1 pseudogene is annotated in these 243 nt (G+C 46.1%); it reads left to right on the top strand.

The window, feature by feature from the left end:
* Positions 1 to 243, top strand: a pseudogene (locus DW173_RS24290) (transcriptional regulator); the annotation flags it as partial.

Raw genomic sequence — 243 nt, 5'->3', positions numbered from 1 at the left:
CGAACTGGTGCAGGGAGAAGTCGAGATTATACACAATCCGAAAACACCTGAACCAATAGACGACCGTAGCGTGACATTATACGACATTACGGCAGCAGCGAACCTGAAAACATTGTTCACCAATAAAAAGCAGTATGCACTGGGGAAGATATTGATTCCCAATATATCCGTCTGCGACGGGGCGGTCTACGTCAACGGAGACAGCATGTACCCTATATTGAAATCGGGAGACATTATCGGATA

The sequence above is a fragment of the Bacteroides sp. AM16-13 genome, from assembly GCF_003602705.1.
GTDB classification, from domain to species: Bacteria; Bacteroidota; Bacteroidia; order Bacteroidales; family Bacteroidaceae; genus Bacteroides; species Bacteroides xylanisolvens.
Note: the sequence above shows the minus strand (reverse complement) of the source record. Positions and strands in the feature narration are given on the sequence as shown.